20 protein-coding genes are annotated in these 19,087 nt (G+C 71.9%); 10 read left to right on the top strand and 10 right to left on the bottom strand.

Annotated features, from left to right (window positions below; genetic code table 11):
• Nucleotides 1-6: 6 nt before the first annotated feature.
• The 3 genes from OB08_RS08600 (at nt 7) to OB08_RS08590 (ending at nt 2,895) form a co-directional block, all read left to right on the top strand.
• Nucleotides 7-888 carry an alpha/beta fold hydrolase gene (locus OB08_RS08600; RefSeq protein ID WP_461474032.1) on the top strand — a complete coding sequence of 294 codons (882 nt, stop codon included), beginning with the start codon at nt 7-9 and terminating at the stop codon, nt 886-888.
• Between the two features lie 158 nt (nt 889-1,046).
• On the top strand, nt 1,047-2,246 hold the full coding sequence (locus OB08_RS08595; protein ID WP_461474069.1) for an LLM class flavin-dependent oxidoreductase: 1,200 nt from the start codon (nt 1,047-1,049) through the stop codon (nt 2,244-2,246).
• A gap of 1 nt (nt 2,247) precedes the next feature.
• Nucleotides 2,248-2,895: an FMN reductase gene (locus tag OB08_RS08590; RefSeq protein ID WP_461474031.1), complete on the top strand. Its 648-nt coding sequence runs from the start codon at nt 2,248-2,250 to the stop codon at nt 2,893-2,895.
• Nucleotides 2,896-2,898: 3 nt separating this feature from the next.
• Here the strand turns inward: OB08_RS08590 and OB08_RS08585 are convergent, their stop codons facing one another.
• Both OB08_RS08585 and OB08_RS08580 read right to left on the bottom strand, forming a co-directional pair.
• Nucleotides 2,899-3,714: a DNA/RNA non-specific endonuclease gene (locus OB08_RS08585; protein WP_461474030.1), complete on the bottom strand. Its 816-nt coding sequence runs from the start codon at nt 3,712-3,714 to the stop codon at nt 2,899-2,901.
• A 32-nt stretch (nt 3,715-3,746) separates the two neighbouring features.
• A complete protein-coding gene (locus tag OB08_RS08580; protein ID WP_461474029.1) occupies nt 3,747-4,361 on the bottom strand; it encodes a DedA family protein in 615 nt (204 codons plus the stop codon).
• Nucleotides 4,362-4,512: 151 nt separating this feature from the next.
• Here OB08_RS08580 and OB08_RS08575 point away from each other — a divergent pair, with 151 nt between their 5' ends.
• Nucleotides 4,513-6,486 carry a glycosyltransferase gene (locus OB08_RS08575; RefSeq protein ID WP_461474028.1) on the top strand — a complete coding sequence of 658 codons (1,974 nt, stop codon included), beginning with the start codon at nt 4,513-4,515 and terminating at the stop codon, nt 6,484-6,486.
• On the opposite strand, the gene OB08_RS08570 is transcribed toward OB08_RS08575, so the two are convergent.
• A complete protein-coding gene (locus OB08_RS08570; protein WP_461474027.1) occupies nt 6,483-7,163 on the bottom strand; it encodes a response regulator in 681 nt (226 codons plus the stop codon). The genes OB08_RS08575 and OB08_RS08570 overlap by 4 nt on opposite strands.
• Entirely contained in the window at nt 7,160-8,419 is a 1,260-nt protein-coding gene (locus OB08_RS08565; protein WP_461474026.1) for a sensor histidine kinase, read from the bottom strand. The genes OB08_RS08570 and OB08_RS08565 overlap by 4 nt, the downstream gene beginning before the upstream one ends.
• A 147-nt stretch (nt 8,420-8,566) precedes the next feature.
• Here OB08_RS08565 and OB08_RS08560 point away from each other — a divergent pair, with 147 nt between their 5' ends.
• Nucleotides 8,567-10,018, top strand: a complete 1,452-nt coding sequence (locus OB08_RS08560; RefSeq protein ID WP_461474025.1) for a cation:dicarboxylate symporter family transporter — start codon at nt 8,567-8,569, stop codon at nt 10,016-10,018.
• A 27-nt stretch (nt 10,019-10,045) separates the two neighbouring features.
• On the opposite strand, the gene OB08_RS08555 is transcribed toward OB08_RS08560, so the two are convergent.
• From OB08_RS08555 to OB08_RS08545, 3 genes are read right to left on the bottom strand one after another with little or no spacing between them, the layout of a single operon-like run.
• The gene (locus tag OB08_RS08555; protein ID WP_461474024.1) at nt 10,046-10,789 is read right to left on the bottom strand and encodes a YrhK family protein; all 744 of its coding nucleotides are present in this window, start codon (nt 10,787-10,789) and stop codon (nt 10,046-10,048) included.
• Nucleotides 10,786-10,971 (bottom strand): hypothetical protein, encoded by a 186-nt coding sequence (locus OB08_RS08550; protein WP_461474023.1) that lies wholly within the window; start codon nt 10,969-10,971, stop codon nt 10,786-10,788. The genes OB08_RS08555 and OB08_RS08550 overlap by 4 nt, the downstream gene beginning before the upstream one ends.
• A gap of 14 nt (nt 10,972-10,985) precedes the next feature.
• Nucleotides 10,986-11,168, bottom strand: coding sequence for a DUF5302 domain-containing protein (locus tag OB08_RS08545; RefSeq protein WP_461474022.1), 183 nt, complete (start codon nt 11,166-11,168; stop codon nt 10,986-10,988).
• 334 nt (nt 11,169-11,502) lie between these two features.
• Here OB08_RS08545 and OB08_RS08540 point away from each other — a divergent pair, with 334 nt between their 5' ends.
• The 3 genes from OB08_RS08540 to OB08_RS08530 all read left to right on the top strand — a co-directional run bounded on the left by OB08_RS08540 (nt 11,503) and on the right by OB08_RS08530 (nt 15,817).
• Nucleotides 11,503-13,797 carry a polyribonucleotide nucleotidyltransferase gene (locus OB08_RS08540; protein ID WP_461474021.1) on the top strand — a complete coding sequence of 765 codons (2,295 nt, stop codon included), beginning with the start codon at nt 11,503-11,505 and terminating at the stop codon, nt 13,795-13,797.
• A 278-nt stretch (nt 13,798-14,075) separates the two neighbouring features.
• On the top strand, nt 14,076-15,116 hold the full coding sequence (locus OB08_RS08535; protein ID WP_461474020.1) for an aldo/keto reductase: 1,041 nt from the start codon (nt 14,076-14,078) through the stop codon (nt 15,114-15,116).
• 98 nt (nt 15,117-15,214) lie between these two features.
• Nucleotides 15,215-15,817, top strand: coding sequence for a histidine phosphatase family protein (locus OB08_RS08530; protein WP_461474068.1), 603 nt, complete (start codon nt 15,215-15,217; stop codon nt 15,815-15,817).
• Between the two features lie 12 nt (nt 15,818-15,829).
• Here the strand turns inward: OB08_RS08530 and OB08_RS08525 are convergent, their stop codons facing one another.
• On the bottom strand, nt 15,830-16,303 hold the full coding sequence (locus OB08_RS08525) for a GNAT family N-acetyltransferase (protein ID WP_461474019.1): 474 nt from the start codon (nt 16,301-16,303) through the stop codon (nt 15,830-15,832).
• Between the two features lie 72 nt (nt 16,304-16,375).
• Between OB08_RS08525 and OB08_RS08520 the strand changes: the two genes are divergently transcribed.
• Nucleotides 16,376-17,194, top strand: coding sequence for a 4-hydroxy-tetrahydrodipicolinate reductase (locus OB08_RS08520; RefSeq protein WP_461474018.1), 819 nt, complete (start codon nt 16,376-16,378; stop codon nt 17,192-17,194).
• On the top strand, nt 17,191-17,640 hold the full coding sequence (locus tag OB08_RS08515; RefSeq protein ID WP_461474017.1) for a hypothetical protein: 450 nt from the start codon (nt 17,191-17,193) through the stop codon (nt 17,638-17,640). Before OB08_RS08520 ends, OB08_RS08515 begins: the two co-directional genes overlap by 4 nt.
• Nucleotides 17,641-17,642: 2 nt before the next feature.
• On the opposite strand, the gene OB08_RS08510 is transcribed toward OB08_RS08515, so the two are convergent.
• Together OB08_RS08510 and OB08_RS08505 are read right to left on the bottom strand one after the other, a co-directional pair.
• Nucleotides 17,643-18,596: a TIGR01777 family oxidoreductase gene (locus tag OB08_RS08510; protein ID WP_461474016.1), complete on the bottom strand. Its 954-nt coding sequence runs from the start codon at nt 18,594-18,596 to the stop codon at nt 17,643-17,645.
• Nucleotides 18,589-19,014 (bottom strand): OsmC family peroxiredoxin, encoded by a 426-nt coding sequence (locus OB08_RS08505; RefSeq protein ID WP_461474015.1) that lies wholly within the window; start codon nt 19,012-19,014, stop codon nt 18,589-18,591. The genes OB08_RS08510 and OB08_RS08505 overlap by 8 nt, the downstream gene beginning before the upstream one ends.
• Nucleotides 19,015-19,087: the final 73 nt, after the last annotated feature.

Below are 19,087 nucleotides of genomic sequence, written 5' to 3'. Positions count from 1 at the left end.
GGCGCGATGACAACGATCGACGAGGCGCGGGCGAGGGATCGCGCCATCCCCGACATCGACTGGCGAGTGTTCCCGCCGGGCACGCAGCGCGACCTGTTCGCCGCGCCGAGCGGCGACCTCGCCCGGGTTCGCCTCGGCGACCCGGACGCCCCGCGCGTGCTGCTCCTGTCAGGGGTGGCGGGGTCGAAGGAGGATTTCGTCCTGCTCTTCCCGCTGTTCGCCGCAGCGGGGTTCCGCGTCGAGTCGTACGACCTCGCCGGCCACTACGGCTCGGCGAACGCCGGGCCGCAGAACCTGGTCCCTCCGCGGGCCCACTACGACTACCGGCTGTTCCTCGACGACCTGATCGCCGTCCTCGACGACGGGCGTGGTCCCGTCCATGTGCTCGGGTACAGCTTCGCCGGCCTGCTGGCCGAGCTCGCTCTCATCGAACGCCCGGACCTCTTCGCCAGTCTCACCCTCATGGCGGCGCCGCCTGCCACCGGTCAGGTGTTCCGCGGCGTCAAGCACATCGGGCCGATCTCGGACATGCCGCCGCATCGTGCGGCGGGGCTCATCCTGTGGGGCATCCGCTACAACCTCAATCGCACCCCTCCGCTGCGCATCTCGTTCGTGCGCGAGCGGATGGCCGTGACCGGGCGGCCCGTCATCGACGACGTCGTGGGCCTCATGATGGCGATGCCCGACGTCGCCGATCAGGTGGCCGGCATCGGCATCCCGAAGCTCATCGCGGTGGGCGAGCAGGACCTCTGGCCCACCGAGCAGCACGCGTCCTATGCGGAGCGGATCGGCGCGCGCCTGGCCGTGTACCCGACCGGGCACGCGCCGTGCGAGACCGCGCCGCATCAGCTCGTGCGCGACATGCTGGCGCTGTTCGCGAGCGCATGATGGAGGGGATGCCGCAGGCCGCGGCATCCGGTCGGGAATAACCTGGACGGGCACACGTTGCACGAAATACATTCATTTGCATAGAACCGTCCCGGTCGGTGATCCCGACGAGACGCAGAAGCGGAGAGATCGTGAGCGAGAGCACCACGTGGCCGGGGATGCAGTTCGGCATCTTCACGGTGAGCGACATCACCGAGGACCCGACGAACGGCACCACCCCCAGCGAGGCGGACAAGATCCGCAACACCATCACCGTGGCCAAGCATGCGGAGGAGGTCGGTCTCGACGTCTTCGCGCTGGGTGAGCACCACAACCCGCCGTTCTGGTCGTCGTCGCCCACCACGACCCTCGCGTACATCGCGGCCCAGACCGAGCGCCTCGTGCTCTCCACCGCGACCACGCTCATCACCACGAACGACCCGGTGAAGATCGCCGAGGACTTCGCGATGCTGCAGCACGTGTCGGGCGGCCGCGTCGATCTCATGCTCGGCCGCGGCAACACCGGCCCCGTCTACCCGTGGTTCGGCAAGGACATCCGCCAGGGGCTTCCGCTCGCGATCGAGAACTACAACCTGCTGCACCGCCTGTGGCGCGAGGACGTCGTCGACTGGGAGGGCCAGTTCCGCACGCCCCTCCAGGGCTTCACGTCGACGCCGCGCCCGCTCGACGGCGTCGCGCCGTTCGTGTGGCACGGCTCGATCCGCACACCCGAGATCGCCGAGCAGGCCGCCTACTACGGCGACGGCTTCTTCGCGAACAACATCTTCTGGCCCAAGGAGCACTACCAGCGCCTCATCGCGCTGTACCGCCAGCGCTACGCGCACTACGGTCACGGCACGCCCGAGCAGGCGATCGTCGGCCTCGGCGGACAGGTGTTCATGGCCGCGAAGTCGCAGGACGCCGTGGCGCAGTTCCGGCCGTACTTCGACAACGCGCCGGTCTACGGCCACGGCCCGTCGCTGGAGGACTTCAGCGAGATGACTCCGCTCACCGTCGGCTCGCCGCAGCAGGTCATCGACCGGTACGCGTCGATGCGCGACTACTACGGCGACTACCAGCGCCAGCTGTTCCTCATCGACCACGCAGGACTCCCGCTCAAGACGGTGCTCGAGCAGCTCGACATCCTGGGAGGCGAGGTCGTGCCCGTGCTCCGCAAGGAGCTCGCGCAGAACCGTCCGGCGGAGGTTCCGGATGCCCCGACCCACGCCGGCCTCGTGAAGGCAGCGTACGGCGACGAGGCGCCGCGCCAGGCGATCCCCGGCGCCAACCGGGGCGACAACCTCGTCGGCGACAGCCCGTACCAGGACGCGCCAGCCCCCGCGGGCGCGGCGTTCGGCCTCGGCCGGAAGGAGGCGTGACATGACCGGCGCTCGCCGCATCGCCGTCATCTCGGCCGGACTGTCCAACCCGTCCTCGACGCGCCTGCTCGCCGACCGCCTCTCCGCGGCCACGGCGAAGCAGCTCGCAGAGCGCGACATCCAGGTCGAGGTCGACACGTTCGAGCTGCGCGACTACGCGCACGACATCACCAACAACCTCCTCACCGGTTTCGCGCCGCCGGCGCTGGAGTCGATGGTCAACGCGGTCGTCTCCGCCGATGCCGTCATCGCGGTCACGCCGATCTTCTCGACGAGCTACTCGGGGCTGTTCAAGTCGTTCGTCGACGTGCTCGACCCCGATGCGCTCACCGGAAAGCCGGTCCTCATCGGAGCGAACGCGGGCACCGCACGCCACTCGCTCGCGATCGACTACGCCATCCGCCCGCTGTTCACCTACCTGCACGCCGAGCCGGTCTCGACGGGCGTGTTCGCCGCGTCGAGCGACTGGGGCGCCGCGGGTGACCAGGTCGCACCCCTCGGGGAGCGCGTCGAGCGCGGGGCGCGCGAGCTCGCCGAGGCGATCATGCGCCGTGAGCCGGCCAAGAACGAGGATCCGTTCGATCCCGCCAACTACCTGGGCGACGGCCGCTCGTTCGGCCACCTGCTCGGCGGGCTCGCCGGCGAGTAGTCCTCAGCCGAGCTCGATGTCCGACGGCGCGCTCAGCGGTCTCCACACCGCGGGGCGCGCCGCCGGCGTCGGCGCGAGCACGTCGGCCTCGACGAGGGGGCCGAGGTCGATGCCGGCGAGCGTCTCGACGTCGGCGATCGGCACCTGGAAGGTGCGGAACCCGCCGAGGCGCGACACCGTCATGATGCCCTGCGCGGTGTCGATGAGCTCGGACTGGTCGAGCACGAAGCCGGCCGCCTCGAGTCGCCCGCCGTCCGAGGGCGCCCACGCGGCGACTTTGAAGAACCGGCGAGGGATGCCGACACCCCGGTACGGCGGATCGTCGGGCGCCAGCACCGGTGCCGTGAACACGCTGATCCGCTGGTCGGTGGTGTCGGCGTACGCGAGGACGTGGTCCTCGAGGCCGAGCCAGAGCTCCTTCGACTGGTTGAAGGCGCCCGCCTGGGGCGCGGCGTTGGTGTAGAAGAAAGTGGCCTCGGTGGCCTCCCTCGCCTCGGCGGCCGTGCCCCAGCCCGGATCGCGCCGCCGCACGAGATGACCGCGGTCGAGGTCGTTGTCGGCGTAGACGGCCGGCCCGGTCTGCTCGGCCGCAGGCACGCGCGGGTCGAGCTGCCACTCGCCGGTGCGCGGCACGTCGCGCAGGGACGCGCCGTCGATGTTGACGGCCGTCACCGCGGCGAGCCGGCGGTGCGGGTCGAGGAGCACCGTGAACCGCGGGTACGCGAGGCCACGCACCGCCGTGCCGCCGAGGGGGCGGGGGATCGGCAGCGGGATGCCGAGGAAGCCGGGGTCGTATCCGGACCAGGTCGCGTCTGCCACCGCTCCATCCTGGCGTGCGGCGCCGACGTCGCTCATCGGTCGGGCCCCGTGGGCGTGTCGCGTCGGCGCCACGCCCACGACAGGACGGCGTCCAGGCCGAGGCCGAGCGCGAGCGCGACCACGATCGAGACGACCACGGCGACCGCGGGCCCGCCGGGGAGGAGCCGGGCGACGACGGCGCCGATCAGCGCCTGGTACGCCGCCCACGCGCAGGCCGCCGCTGTGACGACGGCGGAGTAGCGCGGGGCGGGGACGCGTGTCGCGCCGGCGACGATGTTGACGGCCAAACGGGCGAACGGGATGAAGCGCGCCGTGAACACGACGGTGCCGGTGCTGCGGTCCAGCCGCGCGCGTGCCCACGCGAACGCCGTCCGTGCGCGGCGCGTGCGCATCCACCGCCAGCGCTCCAGTCCCACCGTGCGTCCGATGGCGTAGCAGCAGGCGTCGCCCGACGCGGCGGCGACGGCGGCGACCGCGATCACGGCGGCGAGCGGCGGCGCACCCGTCGTCACCGACAGGGCGCCGAACGCAGTGACGGCGGCCTCGCCGGGCACGACGACGAGGAAAGCATCCCCGAGCACGAGGGCGAACAGCAGCGGGAGCGCCCACGGACCGGCGCCCAGCCCGGCCAGCATGTCCTCGGTCACCGCCCCTGACTATCACCGCGGGATGAACCGCCGGAGAACGGACGGCGCCGATCGGACGCGCAGGTGACGCGCGGGCGGGGATCGGATGAACAGTCCGCGAGCGTGGCCGGTTCGCGGCATCCGCTCGCCCCCGGCCGGTCACGCTGGAAGCGTGAGAGTCGCACTGCTCGCCGAATCGTTCCTGCCCCACATGAACGGGGTGACGGGATCGGTGCTCCACGTGCTGCGCCACCTGGCCGCCGGAGGACACGAGACGCTCGTCATCGCCCCGCGCGCCGGAGAGGTCCTCGGAGACCTCCACGGCGCACGCACCGAGCTGCTGCGCTCGGTGCCGCTGCCCAGCTATCCCGACGTGCGGGTGGTGTTCGCCCGCGCCGCACGCCTCACGGCGATCCTGCGCGATTTCCGCCCCGACGTCGTCCACCTCGCGTCGCCCTTCGTGCTCGGGTGGCAGGGGCTCGCCGCCGCAGACGCGCTGCGCGTCCCCGCCGTCGCCGTCTACCAGACCGACGTCATCGCCTACGCGCAGAAGTACGGGATGCCGCGGGCCACGGCCCTCGTCGGCAGCCATGTCGCGCGCCTCCACCGGCGCGCCACGCTCACCCTCGCGCCCTCCTCCGCCTCGATGCGTCAGCTGGAGGATCTCGGCGTCGACCGCCTCCGTTGGTGGGGTCGCGGGGTCGACAGCGAGCGGTTCGCCCCGCACCGCCGCTCCGACGCGTGGCGGGCCCGCATCGCGCCGGGCGACACGATCATCGGCTACGTGGGGCGCCTCGCTCCCGAGAAGCAGGTGGAGGATCTCGCCGCGCTCGCCGGCATCCCCGGAACCCGGCTCGTGGTCGTGGGCGACGGGCCGTCTCGGCCCGCCCTCGAACGCGCCCTTCCGTCTGCCGTCTTCACCGGTCATCTCGGCGGGCTCGCGCTCGCCGAGGCGCTCGCGAGCTTCGACGTCTTCGTGCACCCCGGCGAGAGCGAGGCGTTCGGGCAGACGATCCAGGAGGCGCTCGCGAGCGGTGTCCCCGTCGTCGCGACCGGCGTGGGCGGACCCGTCGACCTGGTGCGCTCCAGCATCGACGGGTGGCTCTACCGCCCCGGCGACCTGCGCGACCTGCGCGGCCGGGTGGCCGACCTCCTCGGCGATGAGGGCAAGCGCCGGGCGTTCTCGGTCGCGGCGCACGCGTCGGTCCGCCACCGCAGCTGGGAGGCCGTCTGCCGCCAGCTGGTGGGTCACTACGAGGACGCACGGATGCTCCGACCCATCGACGACGCGCTGCTGCAGCGCGCCGCGATCCGGCCGGCCGCCGCGCCGGCCGTCTCGACGGAGCGGCCGCGGTGGTCGCGGTACGTCGCCCTCGGCGACTCGCTCACCGAGGGCCTGTGCGACACCTCGCGCATGGCGCCGGGGGAGTACCGCGGCTGGGCGGATCGCCTGGCCCACCTGCTCGCCCACGAGGCGGCGCGCGCGGAAGGGTTCCGGTACGCCAACCTCGCCGTGCGCAGCCGGCGGGTGCGCCACCTGACGAGCGAGCAGCTGCCCGCCGCGCTCGCGCTGCGCCCCGAGCTCGTCTCGATCCTGATCGGGGCGAACGATCTCGTCGGTCGCCGGGTCGACGTCGCCGCGATCGCCGCAGAGCTGTCGACCGCGGTGCGCACGCTGCGGGCAGCCGGCGTCGACGTGCTCCTGGTCACGCCCTTCCTCCCGCGCCGGCGTGCGGCGCTCCTCTTCGCGCGGCGCTTCGCCGCGTTCGCCTCGGAGCTGCGCCTCATCGCCTCCGAGACCGGCGCGATCCTGCTGGACCTCGAGGCGGTGCCGGCGATCGGGGAGCTCGAGCTGTGGGCGTCCGACAAGGTGCACCTGCGCTCACGGGGTCACCGGTTCCTCGCCTACCGCGCCGCGGACGCTCTCGGCGTGCCGGATGCCGAGGCGCTGGGCGGACTGGATGCCGCGCTGCACGCCGACGACGACGTGCCGGCGGCCGGCTCCTGGCTGCGGCGCGATGCCCTGCCCTGGGTGTGGCGACGGCTCCACGGTCGCACGGCCGGCGACGGCATAGCCCCCAAGCACTCGGGCTACGTCGTGATCGGGGGCCGCGGCGACGTGCGCTCCCGCGCCCGGACGACCTAGACGCCCCGCCAGGCGTACTCCGACTCCGGGCGCCCCGGCGTGCCGTAACGCGGCGAGCGGGCCACGCGCCCGGCGTCGGCCAGGTGCTCGAGGTAACGCCGCACGGAGACCCGCGACATCCCCAGCCGCTCGGCGGCCTCGCCCGCCGAGACCGGACCGTGCTCGCGGACATCCTTCGTGACGCGCTCGAGCGAGTCGGCCGACAGTCCCTTGGGCAGCGCCACCGGCGCCGTCGGCCGGAGGGCGACGAGCATCGCGTCGATCTCCGCCTGCGTCGTCGTGCCGGCGCTCTCCTCCGCCCGCCGCCGGTACTCACGATAGCCCTCCAGCCGCTCGCGGAACATCGCGAACGTGAACGGCTTGACGAGGTACTGGGCGGCGCCGAGGCCGACCATCTGACGCACGACCTCCGCCTCGCGCACGCCCGATACGGCGATGACGTCGACGCGGGCGCCGTGCGCGCGCACGTGACGCAGCACGTCGACCCCCGTGCCGTCGGGCATGGTCACGTCGAGGAGGACGAGGTCGATCGCGTCGGAGCGCTCGAGGATGGCGGATGCCGCGGCCCGCGCACCCGTGCACTCGGCGACGACCTCGAACCCCTCGAGCCGCTCGACGTACGATCGGTGCAGCTCGAGGGTGAGCGCGTCGTCGTCGACGAGGAGCACGCCGATCACGACGACCGTCCGGGGAGGGTCACCGAGAACGTCGTGGGGGCGGCGGCGAGCGACACCGCGCCGCCGGCGCTCTCCGCGATCGAGCGCACGAGGGCCAGGCCGACGCCGCGCCCGGCCGCATCGGCGGGCTTGGTGGAGAATCCGTGCTCGAACACGCGCTCGCGCAGCTCTGCCGGAATGCCCGCCCCGCTGTCGGAGACGTCGATGCGCAGCATCCGCTCACCCGTGGGCGCGAAGCGCACGTGCACCCAGCGCGGGGACGGTCCCGCCGCCGCGGCGTCCAGAGCGTTGTCGATGAGGTTGCCCACCACCGATACGGCGTCCACCGGCGACAGCGCGCTGCGCGGAGCGGCCGGATCGATGTCGGCGCTCCAGTCGACGCCGCGTTCGCGCGCCTGCGCCGCCTTGCCGAGCAGCAGCGCGCCGACCGTCGGGTCGCCCTCCCGCCGGGCGGCGACCTGGTCGACCAGCGCCTGGCTCTGCCGCGAGGTCTCGGTGAGGATCTCGATCGCCTCGCGCGTGCGGCCGAGCTCGAGAAGCGACACCGCGGTGTGCATGCGGTTGCCGTGCTCATGGGTCTGCGCGCGCAGCGCCTCGCCGAGCGTGCGCACCGACTCGTATGACGCGACGGCGTCGCGGATCGCGCCGGCGGGGAGGTCGCCGGCGACGGCGCGCGTCGTGCGGCGCGCGAGCCAGGCGCCCAGGAGGCCCGCGCCGAGCACCGCCAGGGTGATCGCGAGCACGGAGGGGAGCCGCGGCACGATGTCCGACGCGATGCTGCCGATCGTGACGCCGACCGACACCCAGCCGGCGATCTCGCCGTCGCGGACGATCGGCGCGATCGTGCGCACCGAGGGGCCGAGCGTGCCGGCGAACTCCTCCGTGACGGCGACTGGCTCATCCGGGACGGTGCCGAGGTACGGGCGCCCGATCTCCGCCGGATCCCGATGCGTGATCCGCACGCCGTCCGGGGTCATGATCGTCACGAAGTCGACGCCGGCGCCGTCCATCACCTGCACCGCGACCGGCTGCAGCAGGGTCGAGGCATCCGGCTCGCCCACCCCGTCCACGACGCCCGGCATCACCGCGAGCGAGGCCGCGACCGCGCGCGTGACCTCCTCGGCCTCGGTACGGGCGGATCGCTGCGCGTCGAGCACGAGCACGACGGCGAGGACGGCGACGAGCACCGTCACCGCGGCGGCCACGATGAGGAAGACGCGGGAGGCTGCGCTGGTGCGTCGGGTCGCCTCGGCCATGAGTCCTCCTCGGACGGATGCCGCGGCATCCGCTGCGACCAATACGACCACAACTCGTCGCGGTCTGCGATGAGCCGCACGCTGGATGCCACCGCAGGACACCGGTCCGGCGGAATCGAACGCAGATGTTCCCCACTGGAGGCGATGATGGCTCTCTCGACACGCACGACCTCGTTCACCCTGCCGGGCTTCAATTGGAGACGCGGCAAGCAGGCCTGGGACAAGCACACCTGGTTGTACATCTCGGTGATCCTCGCCGTCGTGCTCGGCGCGATCGTCGGGCTCGTCTGGCCCGAGGTCGGGGTGTCGCTCAAGCCGCTCGGCGAGGCGTTCGTCGGCCTCATCAAGATGATGATCGCGCCCATCATCTTCTGCACGATCGTCGTCGGCGTCGGCTCCATCGCGAAGGCGGCGACCGTGGGCAAGATCGGCGGGCTCGCCCTTCTGTACTTCATGGTCATGTCGACGTTCGCTCTCGCCATCGGGCTCGTCGTGGGCAACCTCCTCCACCCGGGCGAGGGCCTTAACATGGCGAACGCCACCTACGAGGCGACGGCGGAGGCCAAGACCACGCAGGAGTTCATCCTCGGCATCATCCCGACGACGTTCTTCTCGGCCTTCACCGGCGAGAGCGTGCTGCAGGTGCTCTTCATCGCCCTCCTCGTCGGCTTCGCCCTGCAGCAGATGGGCGACAAGGGGCAGCCGATCATGAACGCCGTGAAGCACCTTCAGGCGCTGGTGTTCCGCATCCTCGGCATGATCCTCTGGCTCGCCCCGATCGGCGCGTTCGGCGCGATCGCGGCGGTCGTCGGCAACACGGGCGTCGCGGCGATCTGGGCCCTGGGCACCCTGATGGTCGCCTTCTACATCACGTGCGTCGTCTTCATCGTCGGCGTCCTGGGCACCCTGCTGTACGCGGCGACCCGCGTGAACATCTTCAGCCTCGTGAAGTACCTCGCCCGCGAGTACCTGCTCATCGTCGGCACGTCGTCATCCGAGTCCGCGCTGCCGCGGCTCATCGCCAAGATGGAGCACCTCGGCGTCTCGAAGCCGGTCGTCGGCATCACCGTTCCGACCGGGTACTCGTTCAACCTCGACGGCACCGCGATCTACCTGACCATGGCGTCGCTCTTCATCGCGAGCGGCATGGGCGCTCCGATGTCGATCGGCGAGCAGATCGGGCTGCTGGTCTTCATGATCATCGCGTCGAAGGGCGCGGCCGGTGTCACCGGCGCGGGTCTGGCGACGCTCGCGGGCGGCCTGCAGGCCTACCGTCCCGATCTGGTGAACGGCGTGGGGGTGATCGTCGGCATCGACCGGTTCATGTCGGAGGGACGCGCCCTCACCAACTTCACCGGCAACGCCGTGGCCACTGTCCTGATCGGATCGTGGACGAAGGAGTTCGACGCGGCCCGGGCACGCCGCGTGCTCGCCGGCGACCTGCCGTTCGACGAGACCACCCTCTCCGGCGACGCGCACGACGGCATGTCGGCCTCCGCCGACGCCGTGGGCGTCCAGGGGCTCGAAGAGGCCGCGGTGGCCGAGGCCTCCGAGAAGGAGGAGCGGGCGCGGCGTCGCGAGGCGGTCCTCAGCCGCTGAGCACCGAGGACACGGGCCCGTCCGCCGTCAGGCGGGCGGGCCCTCGTTCGCGCCCCGGTGGCGCTCCAGCCGGCGGCGCAGCTCGGCCGGGTGGATCTCGCGGCGCGACAGGACCGCGGCCGTGAAGAAGCACAGCGCGCCGATCGCCGTCCCGAGGTTCGTCCACTCGACGCTGACGAGCTCACCGGTCGCCGGGACGACGTACGCCGCGACGGCCGAGACGCCGAACGCGACGGAGCCCAGCATGTTCAGCCCGGTGCCGTGCCACGTGCGGGCGTCGCGGTCCCACAGCCGCTCGCGGTCACGCGTGGCGACGACGGCGAGGGCGCTCGAGACGAGGAACGCGACCGAGCCCCACGCGTCGGGGCGCCAGCCGACGCCGACCGCGTCGGGACGAGCGATCGCCGCGAGCAGAGCCCCCGCGGTGGACAGGTTGAACATCAGGGTGCCGGCGAACTGGATCGCCGCCGCCCACCAGTCCGCGCGGTCCGCGCGCGCCGTGTCGCCGCGCGGCGGCCGGCGACCGCTCAGCACGAGCTGGATCAGGGCGGCGAGGGTGAAGAAGATCGAGCCGACGAAGAACGTGACGTTGGTCCAGACGGTCCCCGCCCACTCCGCGTAGAAGGGAAGCGAGCCGGCGAGGAAGCACAGCGAGCCGATCGCGAAGCCCCACGCCTCGCGCCGCAGTCGCGTGACGCGGTCAGGCGCGCGTGAAGCGCCGGTGCCCGCGTCACCGCCCGCGGCTTCTCGCCCGGTGGGTCGCCCGCTCACGCTCCGGGGTCGATCTCGCCGGACTCGATCGCCGACTCGCGCTCCTCGAGGTCGAGCTCGTCCATCTGCTGCTCGACGGACTCCATCGGGTCGAGCGTCGCGGGCGGCAGCTCCAGCTCGATGTCGTCGTCGAGCGGCACGTCGCGCTCGTCGTCGGGAATGCGCTCCCGGAAATCGCTCATCCCGCCTCCCGGGCTCAGCCGCTCTTGCGGCGGAACTCGCGCTTGGTCACGGCGCCGTGGGTGCCGTGGACAGCCGAGTCGCCGTCGAGGTGCGACTCGCCCTCGCGGTGCTGCGAGTTCTTCTTGTCGAGGGCTTCCTTGAACTTGCGCTTCATCTCATCGGATGCCGCGCCCGCCGGCTTCTCGTCGGTGCTCATGCCCCCACCCTACGCAGGCCTGCGCGCGATGTCATCGGTGATTCGCGGGCGGCCGGCTCCGGCGGGGGAGGAGCGGGCGCGACTGATAGGATCTGAAAGGTTGCCCTTGCGGCATCCGCTCAATTCAACATGAGCTCACGGAGCAGGCCGGCAGCTAGCTGGTCCCCTGTGGTGGTCTCCTCGTCGCATCGCGCCGGGTGGATTTCTACTGGTGGCCAGTGCTGGCGACATCCGCGGCCATCGCCGCGCGCCGAGATCTGCCTGTTCCTGCTCCTTCGACTGACCCTCGCTCGGCACACGGCCGCGCGAGGCTAAACAAAGAAGGAGAGACCTCTTGGAAGGTCCTGAAATCACCGCCGCCGAAGCCGTCCTCGACAACGGACGATTCGGCACCCGCACCGTCCGGTTCGAGACCGGCCGACTCGCGCAGCAGGCACAGGGTGCCGTCGCCGCGTACCTCGACGAGGAGACGATGCTCCTCTCGGCCACCAGCGCCGGCAAGCACCCGCGCGAAGGCTTCGACTTCTTCCCGCTGACCGTCGACGTCGAGGAGCGCTCGTACGCCGCCGGCAAGATCCCCGGCTCGTTCTTCCGTCGCGAGGGCCGCCCCTCGACCGAGGCGATCCTCGTCTGCCGTCTCATCGACCGTCCGCTGCGCCCGTCGTTCGTCGACGGCCTGCGCAACGAGGTCCAGATCGTCGTGACCGTGCTCTCGATCGCTCCGGGCGAGTTCTACGACGCGCTCGCGATCAACGCGGCCTCGCTCTCGACCCAGATCTCCGGCCTGCCGTTCTCGGGTCCGATCGCCGGCGTGCGCCTCGCGCTCATCCCGGGCCACGGCGAGAACGCCGACCAGTGGATCGCGTTCCCCACCGTCACCCAGCTCGAGGACGCCGTCTTCGACCTGATCGTCGCGGGCCGCGTCATCACGGACGCCGAGGGCAACGAGGATGTCGCGATCATGATGGTCGAGGCCGAGGCGACCGAGGGTTCGTGGAACCTCATCAAGGGCGGCGCGACCAAGCCGAACGAGCAGGTCGTGGCCGAGGGCCTCGAGGCCTCGAAGCCCTTCATCAAGCAGCTCGTCGCCGCGCAGAACGAGGTCGCCCGCACCTCCGCCAAGGAGGTCAAGGAGTTCCCGGTCTTCCTGCCCTACAGCCAGGAGACCTACGACTTCGTCGCCGGCCGCGCGTACGACAAGCTCGTCCCGATCTACCAGATCGCCGACAAGCAGGACCGTCAGAACGCCGACGACGAGCTGAAGGATGCCGTCAAGGCGGAGCTCCTCGCGGCCGTCGAGTCCGGCGAGCTGCAGGCTGCCGCGACCCTCGAGTTCGCGGCCGCGTACAAGTCCGTCACGAAGAAGATCGTCCGCGGCCGCATCCTCGCCGAGGGTGTCCGCATGGACGGCCGCGGTCTCGCCGACATCCGCCCGCTCGACGCCGAGGTGCAGGTCATCCCGCGCGTCCACGGCTCGGCGATCTTCCAGCGCGGCGAGACCCAGATCCTGGGCGTCACCACGCTGAACATGCTCAAGATGGAGCAGCAGATCGACTCGCTGTCGCCCGTCACGAGCAAGCGCTACATGCACCACTACAACTTCCCGCCCTACTCGACCGGTGAGACCGGCCGTGTCGGCAGCCCCAAGCGTCGCGAGATCGGGCACGGCTTCCTCGCCGAGCGCGCGCTCGTGCCGGTGCTGCCCAGCCGCGAGGAGTTCCCCTACGCGATCCGCCAGGTGTCCGAGGCCCTCGGCTCCAACGGCTCGACGTCGATGGGCTCGGTGTGCGCCTCGACCCTGTCGCTGCTCAACGCCGGTGTGCCGCTGCGCGCCCCGGTCGCAGGCATCGCGATGGGCCTGGTCTCCGACGAGGTCGACGGGCAGACGCGCTACGCCGCGCTGACCGACATCCTCGGCGCCGAGGACGCCCTCGGCGACATGGACTTCAAGGTCGCCGGCACGAGCGAGTTCGTCACGGCCATCCAGCTCGACACGAAGCTCGACGGCATCCCGTCGTCGGTGCTGACCGCCGCGCTGCAGCAGGCCCACGAGGCGCGCCTCACGATCCTCGGCGTGCTCAACGCCGCGATCGACGGCCCCGACGAGATGGCGCCCACGGCCCCGCGCGTGATCAGCGTGCAGATCCCGGTCGACAAGATCGGCGAGCTCATCGGGCCCAAGGGCAAGACGATCAACGCCATCCAGGACGAGACCGGCGCGCAGATCTCCATCGAGGAGGACGGCACCGTCTACATCGGCGCGACCGACGGCCCGTCGGCCGAGGCCGCGCGTGCGCAGGTCAACGCGATCGCCAACCCCACCAACCCGGAGGTCGGCGAGCAGTTCCTCGGAACGGTCGTGAAGATCGCCACGTTCGGTGCGTTCATCTCGCTCCTGCCCGGCAAGGACGGCCTGCTGCACGTCAGCGAGGTCCGCAAGCTCGCCGGTGGCAAGCGCGTCGAGAACGTCGAGGATGTCCTCGGCGTCGGCCAGAAGCTGCTCGTCAAGATCACCAAGATCGACGACCGCGGCAAGCTGTCGCTCGAGCCCGTGCTCGAAGAGGCCGCCGACCAGGAGGGCTCCGCTGCTTCCAGCGAGGGCCCGGGAGACGCGCCCGCCGAAGGCTGAGCCTGACATCACTGTCCGGATGCCCGTCCTCTCCTGTGCGGAGGGGGCGGGCATCCGTCGTCCGGGCGATCCCACGGCGCGACCCGTCCGCCGAACGGGGGACAGGTCGAGCGCGCACGCGCCGCGGCGTGATCAAAGCGTTATGCAATGTTTACCGACTGTACGCGCCGGTGGTCAGGGGATTGTCCGGACTGCCCTACCCTCGTAGGTACGCGCCGGGGGGTGCGGACAAGGCGATCACGATACCTCCAGAGGGAGTCGTCGTGAGGGGGTGACACATGGCTTTCTTCGGCGTTGACTCGACGCTCTCCTCATCGAGCCCCCAGATCGCCACCGAGGTGTCGCCCGGCGTGCACCCGTCGGCACCGATCCCCGTCCAGGGACCGGCTGTCGGGCAGAACGTGCGCTCGCCTCTCGGCGAGAGCGGCTTCGACGTGTTCCCGCTCATCCTCGGCGGCGCCGAGTTCGGCTGGAACGTCGACCTCGAGTCGAGCCACGACATCCTCGACACGTACGTCGAACTGGGCGGCAACGTCGTCCACACCTCCGACAGCTTCGCGGCGGGCCGCAGCGAGCACATCATCGGGCAGTGGCTGCACTCCCGCGGTCTGCGCGACGACGTCGTGCTGGCCGTGCGGGTCGGCGGGCACCCCGACAACCCCGGGCTCGGCCCGGTCAACCTCATCCGCTCGGTCGAGGCATCCCTCACCCGCCTGCGGACCGATCGCATCGACGTGCTGTACCTCGACGCCTCGACCGATTCCTCGACGGCGCTCGAGGACACCCTCGCCACGGCGGAGTGGCTGGTCGAGACGGGCAAGGTCCGCGCGCTCGGCGCGATCGGTTACACCGCCGCGCAGCTCGTCGAGGCTCGGATCTTCTCGTCGGCCGGGTTCCCGCGGATCACGGTGCTCGACGTTCCCTTCAACGTGCTGCGGAGGCACGAGTTCGACGCCGATCTGCGACTGGTCGCCGGAGCGCAGAGCATGGCAGTGACACCGTCGCACGCGCTCGAGCACGGCTTCCTCGCCGGCCGTCAGCGCACGCGCATCCGCGGTGCGCTCTCCGTGCGCGGCGCCCAGCTCGCCGCGAACCTCAACCGTCGGGGCAGCCGCACGCTGCGCGCGCTCGACGCGGTCGGCTCCGAGCTCGGCGTGCCCGATGCGGCGGTCGCCGTCGCGTGGCTGCTCGCGCAGAAGCTCGTCACCGCGCCGATCGTCAACGCGTACGCGCCCCAACACGTCGAGGAGCTCGTGCAGGGCGTCGGCGTGCGACTCAGCCGCGTCCAGCTCTCCGACATCGCGCGCGCCTCGGAGTAGTCCCCACCCGCGTCGCGCAGACGGGTCGTGACCTGTCCGTGACGTAGGGTGGAAGGCGTGTCCCGTCGGGGCACGTGACCCCCGACGGAGTGAGCTGCGTGACGCACTACATCTACCTCGTGCGGCATGGCGAGCACCAGGACGCCGAGCACGGACTGGTCGACGGGCGGCTCTCGCCGCGCGGCCGCCGCCAGGCCGCGCTGCTGGCCGACCGGCTCTCGGGCGTGCCGTTCGACGCGGTGTGGCACTCACCGCTCGAGCGGGCGAGCCAGACCGCCCAGGCGGTCAAGGAGCGCATGCCCTCGCTCGAGCCGGAACCGTCCGCGCTCCTGTTCGACTGCGTGCCGACGGGTATGACCGACGAGACGCCGTCGGCGTTCGAGCCCTTCTTCGGCTCGGTGACCGAGGCCGAGATCGAGGCCGGCGGCGCGCAGATGGCCGACGCCGTCAGCGAGTACCTGGTGCGCAAGCGCGGCGAGGTTCACGAGCTGCTCATCACCCACAACTTCGTGATCGCGTGGTTCGTGCGCGAGGTGCTGGGGGCGCCGGCCTGGCGTTGGATGACCCTCAACCAGGCGCACTGCGGCTTGACCGTCATCGCTCAGAAGCAGGGTCGCCCGTGGACGCTGCTGTCGCACAACGACATGGCGCACCTCCCCGTCGAGCTGCGCACCGGCCTGCCCGAGGTCTACCCGGTCTGACCTGCGGCGCGCTCAGAGCACCTTGCCGTACCAGCGGCTCGCATTGGGGTTGTCGTTGTACGGCTCGATGGTCGTGAAGCCGGAGCGCGCGTAGAGGACCCCGGCTGCTTCGAGCGAGTGGTGGGTGTCGAGCACGAGCTCGCGGGCGCCGAGGTCTCGCGCGCGCGCCTCGAGTCCGTCGAGCAGGAGCCGTCCCCACCCGCGGCCCCGGGTCTGCGGACGCAGGTAGAGGTGCTTCACCTCGTAGCGGGTGCCGTGGGCGCCGTGGGCGATGAGACGGATTCCTCCGCAGCCCACCGGGCGGCCCTCGTCGTCGTCCACGACGAGGAACACGCCGGCGGGCGGCACGAAGGTCGCAGGCTGCGGGAAGGTCGTCGTGTAGACGACGTCCTGTGCGACGAAGCCGGCGGTGCGGGCACGGAAGTACTCGTCCAGCAGCTCGTGCGCATCGGGGGCGTCGACGGGGGATTCGCGAAGGTCGGCCACGGTTCCAGCGTAGGCTCCCGGCGCCGTCACACGCTCCGTGCGCGGCATCCGTCGCCACTTAGGATGGACCGCATGACGACGCGCGTGGCCATCGTGGGCGGCACCGGCAAGCTCGGCGGGATCATCCGCGACGTGGTCGAGCAGGAGGACGGCTTCGAGGTCTACGCGACGCTCTCGTCGCGGTCGCAGCTCGACGAGCTCGACGGGGCCGACCTGGTCGTCGACGCGTCCGTGCCCGCCGTGTCGATCGACGTCGTCCGCGCCGCCGTGGAGCGCGGGATCAACGTGCTCGTCGGCACGTCGGGCTGGTCCGCCGAGCGGATCGCCCTCGTCCGGCCGCTCGTCGACGCCGCGGGCGTCGGCGTCGTGTTCATCCCGAACTTCTCGCTCGGATCGGTCCTCGGGTCGGCGCTCGCCGCCGCGGCGGCCCCGTTCTTCCCGTCGATCGAGATCGTCGAGGCCCACCGCGAGACGAAGATCGACTCGCCCAGCGGCACGGCCGTGCGCACCGCCGAACTGATCGCCGCGGCCCGCGCCGGCGTCGGCCCGGTCGAGTCCCCGCACGTCGACCAGCGCGCTCGCGGGCAGCAGGTGGCGAGCGTCCCGATCCACTCCCTGCGCCGTCCGGGGGTCATGGCACGGCAGGACACCATACTCGCCGGTGCGGGGGAGTCGTTGACCATCACCCACGACACCGTCGAACCGGCGCTGGCGTACGCCCCCGGCATCCGCCTCGCCCTCGCGGCGGCGCGCGACGCGACGGGCGTCACCGTGGGCCTCGACAGCTTCCTCGACATCGGCATCCGTCCGCGCGGCGCCGCCGCACCGGTTGCGGCGCCGGTCGACGAGGGCGGCGTGCCCGGACAGGTGGCGAGGACCACAGGCGCATGAGCGCGCGCCTCGGCGTCGCCGTCATGGCGGTGCTCCTCGCGCTGTACATCGCGCTCGTCGGTCAGCGCGCGTGGCTGCTGCTCACGAGCGGCGACGCCGTCGGCGTCCTGATGGGCGTCGTGCTCGTCGTCCTTCCGCTGATCGCGACGTGGGCCGTCGGTCGCGAGCTCTGGTTCGGCGTGCGCGCCGAGCAGCTCGGTCGCCGGCTCGGGGAGGAGGGACGGCTGCCCGACGAGCAGGTGGCGGTGCGGCCGAGCGGTCGCGTGGTGCGCGCCGATGCGGACGCCGTGTTCCCCGCCTACCGGGCCGACGTCGAGGAGCACCCCGACGACTGGCGCGCCTGGTACCGCCTCGGGCTCGCCTACGACGCGTCCGGCGACAGGCGCCGTGCGCGCGAGGCCGTGCGGAAGGCGATCGGGCTCGAGAGCGCCGAGCGCCGCCGCTGAGGTCAGGCTCGCGCGCCGACGGGGGTCTCGCCCGCTGCGGGCACGGCCGCGGCGACGGCGTCCTCGACGGTCGGGTGGAGGAACGAGAATCCGGATGCCTCGAGCACGGCCGGCTCGACGTGGGCGTCGGTCGTCAGCACGGCCTCGGTCGCGTCCTCGCCGAGCGCGAGCTTCATCGCCCACACGGGCGCCCGCACCAGGAACGGCCGGTTGAGCCGCACCGCGAGCGCGAAGCCGAGGTCGTTCGCCGTCGCGCGCGTCGGGCCCGTGAGGTTGACCGGGCCGTCGAGCCCCTTGTCGATGACATGGCGGATCGCCCGCACCTCGTCGTCCAGCGTGATCCACGGCCAGACCTGGGTTCCGCGACCGATGGGTCCGCTCACGCCGAGCTTCGTCAGCAGCAGAAGGGGTTTCAGAACGCCCTGCGCGTGGATGATCGGCGCGGTCCGCAGCAGCGCGACGCGCGCGTGCTCGCCGGACGCGCGAGCAGCCGCCTCCCACTCCCCGCACAGGTCGGCGAGGAACGTCTCGCCCCGCCGTGACGTCTCGTCGAGGCGCTTGCGGGGCGCCGAGCCGTAATACCCCACCGCCGACGCGGAGACGAAAGCCGGGGCATCCGTCCCGAGCTCGCGCACCGCGCGGGCGATCGCCTGCGTCGGCGTGATGCGCGACCACAAGAGCGTGCTCTTGTAGTGCTCGGTCCACGGGAACCGGCCGATGCTGGCCCCGTTGAGTCCAACGACGGCGTCGGCGCCGGCGAGGACCGCCGGGTCGAGGGGAGTCGCGTCGGTGAGCCACTCCACCTCGTCCGGCGCCTCGGGCGGTCGGCGGACGAGCGTCGTGACCGTCACTCCGTCCGCGCGCAGGCTCTCGACGAGCGCCGAGCCGATGAGCCCGGACGCCCCGGCGACGACGACCCGGCGCGTGCCGGGACGTGCTGTGTCGGGGTCAGGCAAGCGTCGCCTCGATGGTGATCTCCACGCCCGCGAGCGCCTGAGAGACGGGGCAGCCGGCCTTCGCCGCCTGCGCGAGGCGCTCGAACTCCTCGGGGTCGAGGCCGGGCACGACCGCGTTGACGTTCAGGTGGCTGCCGGTGATGCCCGTGCCGGGCTTGAAGGTCACCGACGCCGTGGTGTCGATCGACTCCGGCGGGGTGCCGTTCTCGGCGAGCGCGAGCGAGAACGCCATGCTGAAGCAGGACGAGTGCGCCGCGGCGATGAGCTCCTCGGGCGTCGTGACCGAGGTCGAGCCCTCGCTGCGCGCCTTCCAGTTGACGTCGAACGTGCCGAGGCCGGACGACACGAAGGTCACCTCGCCGGAGCCGTCGAACAGGCCGCCCTGCCAGGCGGTGGTGGCTTCGCTCGTGACGGTCATGGGGCCCTCCGTTTCGCCGCGCCCGCGTTCCGGGCGTCTCGCGGTCAGCCTAACCGCGAGGCGTGCCGCCGCG

Source organism: Microbacterium sp. HJ5, from assembly GCF_054824025.1.
The sequence above is the reverse complement of the archived record's forward strand: the minus strand, read 5'-3'. Positions and strand labels throughout refer to the sequence as shown.

Coding starts and splice junctions, on each gene's coding strand:
- OB08_RS08520 (WP_461474018.1), top strand. CDS start 16,376: ATGACGACGCGCGTGGCCATCGTGGGCGGCACCGGCAAGCTCGGCGGG.
- OB08_RS08600 (WP_461474032.1), top strand. CDS start 7: ATGACAACGATCGACGAGGCGCGGGCGAGGGATCGCGCCATCCCCGAC.
- OB08_RS08515 (WP_461474017.1), top strand. CDS start 17,191: ATGAGCGCGCGCCTCGGCGTCGCCGTCATGGCGGTGCTCCTCGCGCTG.
- OB08_RS08505 (WP_461474015.1), bottom strand. CDS start 19,014: ATGACCGTCACGAGCGAAGCCACCACCGCCTGGCAGGGCGGCCTGTTC.
- OB08_RS08595 (WP_461474069.1), top strand. CDS start 1,047: ATGCAGTTCGGCATCTTCACGGTGAGCGACATCACCGAGGACCCGACG.
- OB08_RS08550 (WP_461474023.1), bottom strand. CDS start 10,971: ATGAGCGATTTCCGGGAGCGCATTCCCGACGACGAGCGCGACGTGCCG.
- OB08_RS08535 (WP_461474020.1), top strand. CDS start 14,076: ATGGCTTTCTTCGGCGTTGACTCGACGCTCTCCTCATCGAGCCCCCAG.
- OB08_RS08545 (WP_461474022.1), bottom strand. CDS start 11,168: ATGAGCACCGACGAGAAGCCGGCGGGCGCGGCATCCGATGAGATGAAG.
- OB08_RS08560 (WP_461474025.1), top strand. CDS start 8,567: ATGGCTCTCTCGACACGCACGACCTCGTTCACCCTGCCGGGCTTCAAT.
- OB08_RS08565 (WP_461474026.1), bottom strand. CDS start 8,419: ATGGCCGAGGCGACCCGACGCACCAGCGCAGCCTCCCGCGTCTTCCTC.
- OB08_RS08590 (WP_461474031.1), top strand. CDS start 2,248: ATGACCGGCGCTCGCCGCATCGCCGTCATCTCGGCCGGACTGTCCAAC.